The following is a 4,579-nucleotide window of genomic DNA, read 5'->3' on the forward strand; positions in this document are numbered from 1 at the left end:
GATGACGCGCAAGCCTCAATGCCGACCATGCACGGCGGCAGTTTCTGGAAAAATGCCAAGATGTGTCGGCGCCGCAACTGACGGCGCAAAACGACCTGGCCGGCTGCATCAACGCCGTGTACTTGAAAGACCGACTTTGCGATATCCAGACCGATCGTCGAAATTGACTGCATAGGCTGCTCCTCCGAATCGTGGAGCCTCAATCGGCACCCACTCCTTGGCGCTCTCGCGCCGGTGGAGGAGCCGTCCACAGCATCACAAACGGACTCATGCATCGCGGTAAAGCGAATGCTATTTCGATCACCTCGTTCGCGCTGACCAAAATGGATTTCGGGATCGACAAGCCCAGCAACTTTGCCGTCCGGGGGTTGACGACCAGTTCATGGGTGGTGGGGTCCTCGACGGGAATGTCTCCGGGCTTGGTACCCTTTAGGGGATCATCTTGCCTCCAAGCGACTGCAGCTCCTGCAGGAGTTGGTGCCTTCGTTCTCGCGCGTAAGCGTGCCTTAGCGGGGACGCCGCCGTTGAAGAGCACGAATACTAAGTTGAATCCGGCAGTGTCCTGATTTGCTGGTTGTTAGTGTGACATCAAGCACAGCAACTAATTAGGAACCGCCCTAGCCTCCTCGATCGAGGCGGGAATGGTCCTGTCCTGAAACAGGTGGAAAATGCCATGATGGACCTGAATAGCGAACTGATTAGTGAAAATCGCGAATTGAGAAGCGAGGAATTGACGATCGATGAGCTGGACTCAGTAAGTGGCGGACGAATGAAAATCCCGGGGAAAGTCGTGACGGCAGCCGAAATTGCCAAGGTTGCAGCAGATAATCCCGGTTTCGTCTGAAACAAGCGTACGCTCAGCCACTTGAGGCCGCCTCAGTTGGTGGCCTCCTTCATTTCTAACGCGCTTTATTGGGATAGGCGTGGATGTCCATGTAGAGCGCATCGAGTCAGGGATATTCGCTCTCGAAAAAGGTCTCGATCGATTGCGTCCGGCTCGCGACGTCGAGCTCCGCATGCGCCGGCAGCGCAACCCTGCTGCGCAAGGCAAATGCCGCGAGTAAGGCGTTGCAAACTGCATGGTCAGACCTGGCTTTTTGAACATCCCAAGCGCAGCGGATGTCGCCTTCGGGTCAACCGCGTCACTTTGGCCGTCAGCTGATCACTTCCGGTCTTCTCGCGCAAACGGACATCGTCAGGGCCGGTCGCCATGTCTCAGACGGGCCATTTCCAGACTCCTGCATCGCAGCATAAAAACCCTATTCGATCACCTCGTCGGCGCGGGCGAGGATGGATGGCGGGATTGAAAGACCGAGCTTATTGGCTGTCTTGAGATTTAGTCTCATTTCGAGTCTGGTCGGCACCTGAATCGGAAGCTCTGCTGGACTGGCGCCACGAAGGATGCGGTCGACGTAAAGGGCCGCACCAAGAAACAAGTCCTCGTCGACCGGTCCATACGAGAGCAAACCGCCACGCTGAGGAGGAAGCGTTAGATCAGAGACCGCGGGCACATTGTGTTGGGCCATGAGCGAGATGATCTTTGCACGATGGCCGACCATGAATCCGTCCGACTGGACGATAAGGCCTCCGCCCGGCTGCTGTGCGAGCATGATGATTGTCGTTTCAATTTCCGCCTCGCTGTGAACGGGGGCTGTGACTGGCACGACGCCAAGAGATCGCGCGGCGGCTTCGAATGAGGGGAGAAAATAATAACCGCCTCCAGGCGCGGTATCGGGGTTGAAGACGATGGCAACGCGCTTAACGCTGGGCGCGATCTCCTTGAGAAGTTCTAGCCATTTACCTCCCATCGTGGGTTCTAGATTGATGAAGCCGGTAATATTTGCGCCGGGGTGAGACAGGCTCGCGGCGAACCCGGCGCCGACTGGGTCGGAGACAGTTACAAATACAATTGGAATCATCCGCGTTTCTCGGTGGAGTGCTGCGGTTGCGGGAGTGGTGGCCGCGACAATCAGGTCGGGTCTTAGGCCGACCAACTCTTTCGCGAAGACCTGCATCCGATCGACACTTCCGGCCGCCCAGCGAACGTCAAATTGGATGTTGCTGCCTTCTGTCCAGCCCGACTCGCGAAGTCGTTGCGTCAACTTGGTAAGAAGGAGCCTTCCTGAGGGATTGCCTTCGTCCCATCCCATGAGGACGCCAACCCGTCGTATGCGCTCCTGCTGCGCTTGTGCAGCGAGCGACCACACGATTGCAGTAGCCGAACCAGTAAGAAGAGCGATGAACTCCCGCCGTATCATTCGATCACCTCGTCAGCGACGCGCGGGGCAGACTGTACCCAGTTCCACATGCAATTGAAGCGAACAAAGCAACCGGAGACAAGCACCCTATGTCCCAGTTGGGTCATCAGCGTCGGTTGCGTACGGCTGAATGTGCGTCGCTGTCCCTCAAGCGCGCGCAACCGCCGATGTCTGCTTCACCTCGGAAGCGACTGAATTATTGCGTTGCCGCGAAATGACGCGAATGGGATGGACCGGCGCGCGGGCCACCTCCGGGAGCCGGTGGTCGGCTGGATCGGCGACGACTTCCAGCAGTTGCTCGACNCCCCTGCGCCCGACAGGGGCGACAATCCCGAACTCGGCAAGATAGGCGCGGATTGAGTTGATGACGGCNGTCTGCTGGCGGATGAAGAGATGGCGCGCCCGGTGAAGCATCAGACANCTCTGTTGCTCGACCGTCTTGATCGGCACAAACCGCATGTTGGGTCTCGTGACCGCCTCGCAAATTGCCTCCGCGTCCGTGCTGTCGTTCTTCTGCCGCTTGACGTAGGGCTTCACATAGGCCGGAGGCATCAATCGCACCGTATGTCCCAACGCCTGCAGCTCGCGGGACCAATGGTGCGATGACGCGCAAGCCTCAATGCCGACCAGGCATGGCGGCAGTTTCTGGAAAAATGAGAGGACGTGTCGGCGCCGCAACTGACGGCGCATGACCACCTGGCCGGCTGCATCAACGCCATGCACTTGAAAGACCGACTTCGCGATATCCAGACCGATGAGGGCTACACGACCGTGACTGCGGTAGTAGAACTCCCAGCGGGAACTTGTGCAGGCCGCCACACTCATCCGGGAATAGACAGTGGCTACGTCATGGAGGGTGACTTCGTCCTTAAGGTGGATGGAAAGCCTGAACAAAAACTCAAGGCTGGCGACTCATTCGAGACGCAGCCTATGACGATACATGATGCCTGCTCAGTATCCGGTACCAAGCTGGTCGATACTTGGGTAATAGAAAGAGGCAAACCGCTGGCGACCCCGGCGAACTGATTGGCGATGACATCTAGCGGACATGCCGGGTAAGCCGCTTCGGGCCGATAGCGGACTCCGCGAGGTGCGAGCACGATCCCGCAAGGCATTACCGAGTCGCCGCGTCGCTGACGTGCGAGAAGGAGCGTGAGCCATCATGGGCCGGCCCAGTCGAACGGGATGTGTTTGCTCGAATTTGTCGTCCACTGAAACTTGTAGCCGAACGCATCGACGGAACAGATCGTCGATTTGCCCCAAGTCACGAGCTGTCCGGGTCCGGTCTCGGAGCCAGGCGGGTTCATGAGCTGCGGATATTTTCCCGGCAGGCTCGTCGGGCCGGTCAGGGCCATGGCCCAAGCCTTCACTTTGCCCACGATCTCCGTTCCCCACTTGGCGCGGTCTGGCGCGATCTCGAAGGTGATCTGTGCGCGTTCCACGCCCCGCACCTGCCGGCCTTCTTTGAACAGCGCAGCGACGAGAGCCGGAAATCCTCCGACTAGACCTCCAAAAATGCGGGGAAGCACTTCCGCTTGGCGCTCGTCGGCGCGGTCGTCAACGAAGATGCCGGCCGTCCCCTTGGCCTTCCCCGCCCAGAGATCGCCTTCCCATCTTCCCACCCGGACGAAGCTCAGACCGTCGAGATTGATATCGCCGTAATGGCCGTGTCCGATGTGCCAGAACAGCACCGACTCGCAGAAGCCGTTGTCCGGGGCCTGGGCGAAGGTGCAGGGGCACGCGACAGCGCAGCTGCAATTGTCGAACCATTCTCCGGTGATGTGCCAGCTGGGAATCTCGGCCATGAGGACCTCCGTACATCCATGAACGACAATAAGGCGTTGACCGGGGTTATACCACCGGCGTGTGAACAGCAGGCGGGTTGCTGCGGCGCGATGGGATGAACTAGCGCTCGAATGGATCGATCTGCAAACCGAACCGGCATTCCTGAAATGTCCGCTATAACGTTGCGGCCAGCGCGAATTTGACTTCCGCTCAGGGTCAAAATGCGAAAACTCAGCGTGGGCAAATCTAGTCGGCTATGCCCCACTAAGATGGGGTAATCGGCCGATCCAGCTTGTGGATAGCTGAAGATTTTAGGTGCTGCGCTTCAGGCTGATGGTGAAACGAGGTCCGTGGTGACGGCCTCAAGCATCAGAAGGAGAAGCGCAGCATGGACCATTTTGCCGGAATGGACGTATCGGTCAAGGAGACGAGTGTCTGCATTTTGGATGACGCGGGCAAGATCTTGAAGGAAGTGAAGGTGGCGAGCGAGCCTCAAGCACTTTTGGAGGTTCTGGAGAATCCCGCCTACCGCTTCA

Annotated in this window: 5 protein-coding genes and 3 pseudogenes; 3 read left to right on the forward strand and 5 right to left on the reverse strand. The window is 58.4% G+C overall.

Features of this window, described 5'->3' with window-relative positions; genetic code table 11:
* Both A3AI_RS49840 and A3AI_RS48620 read right to left on the reverse strand, forming a co-directional pair.
* Positions 1-173 (reverse strand): annotated as a pseudogene (locus tag A3AI_RS49840) (IS110 family transposase); the annotation flags it as partial.
* A 26-nt stretch (positions 174-199) separates the two neighbouring features.
* Positions 200-535: an ABC transporter substrate binding protein gene (locus A3AI_RS48620; RefSeq protein ID WP_156928187.1), complete on the reverse strand. Its 336-nt coding sequence runs from the start codon at positions 533-535 to the stop codon at positions 200-202.
* Positions 536-673: 138 nt separating this feature from the next.
* On the opposite strand from A3AI_RS48620, the gene A3AI_RS48625 reads away from it, so the two are divergent.
* Positions 674-844, forward strand: a complete 171-nt coding sequence (locus tag A3AI_RS48625; RefSeq protein ID WP_156928188.1) for a bacteriocin — start codon at positions 674-676, stop codon at positions 842-844.
* A gap of 415 nt (positions 845-1,259) precedes the next feature.
* Here A3AI_RS48625 and A3AI_RS0141675 read toward each other — a convergent pair whose 3' ends face one another.
* Together A3AI_RS0141675 and A3AI_RS47120 are read right to left on the reverse strand one after the other, a co-directional pair.
* Entirely contained in the window at positions 1,260-2,258 is a 999-nt protein-coding gene (locus A3AI_RS0141675; RefSeq protein ID WP_024521105.1) for an ABC transporter substrate-binding protein, read from the reverse strand.
* A gap of 290 nt (positions 2,259-2,548) precedes the next feature.
* Positions 2,549-3,083: pseudogene (locus A3AI_RS47120) on the reverse strand (IS110 family RNA-guided transposase); the annotation flags it as partial.
* Between A3AI_RS47120 and A3AI_RS50440 the strand changes: the two are divergent.
* Positions 2,976-3,284: a cupin domain-containing protein gene (locus tag A3AI_RS50440; protein ID WP_084801233.1), complete on the forward strand. Its 309-nt coding sequence runs from the start codon at positions 2,976-2,978 to the stop codon at positions 3,282-3,284. The pseudogene A3AI_RS47120 and the gene A3AI_RS50440 overlap by 108 nt on opposite strands.
* A 134-nt stretch (positions 3,285-3,418) precedes the next feature.
* On the opposite strand, the gene A3AI_RS0141690 is transcribed toward A3AI_RS50440, so the two are convergent.
* The gene (locus A3AI_RS0141690) at positions 3,419-4,063 is read right to left on the reverse strand and encodes a DUF1326 domain-containing protein (protein ID WP_024521108.1); all 645 of its coding nucleotides are present in this window, start codon (positions 4,061-4,063) and stop codon (positions 3,419-3,421) included.
* A 368-nt stretch (positions 4,064-4,431) separates the two neighbouring features.
* Here A3AI_RS0141690 and A3AI_RS49845 point away from each other — a divergent pair.
* Positions 4,432-4,579: pseudogene (locus A3AI_RS49845) on the forward strand (IS110 family RNA-guided transposase); the annotation flags it as partial.

Source organism: Bradyrhizobium sp. Tv2a-2, from assembly GCF_000472425.1.
Taxonomy (GTDB): Bacteria; Pseudomonadota; Alphaproteobacteria; order Rhizobiales; family Xanthobacteraceae; genus Bradyrhizobium.

What these genes read in the sequence shown, in the direction of transcription:
- A3AI_RS48625 (WP_156928188.1), top strand. Translation starts at nt 674, where the DNA reads ATGATGGACCTGAATAGCGAACTGATTAGTGAAAATCGCGAATTGAGA.
- A3AI_RS0141675 (WP_024521105.1), bottom strand. Translation starts at nt 2,258, where the DNA reads ATGATACGGCGGGAGTTCATCGCTCTTCTTACTGGTTCGGCTACTGCA.
- A3AI_RS50440 (WP_084801233.1), top strand. Translation starts at nt 2,976, where the DNA reads ATGCACTTGAAAGACCGACTTCGCGATATCCAGACCGATGAGGGCTAC.
- A3AI_RS0141690 (WP_024521108.1), bottom strand. Translation starts at nt 4,063, where the DNA reads ATGGCCGAGATTCCCAGCTGGCACATCACCGGAGAATGGTTCGACAAT.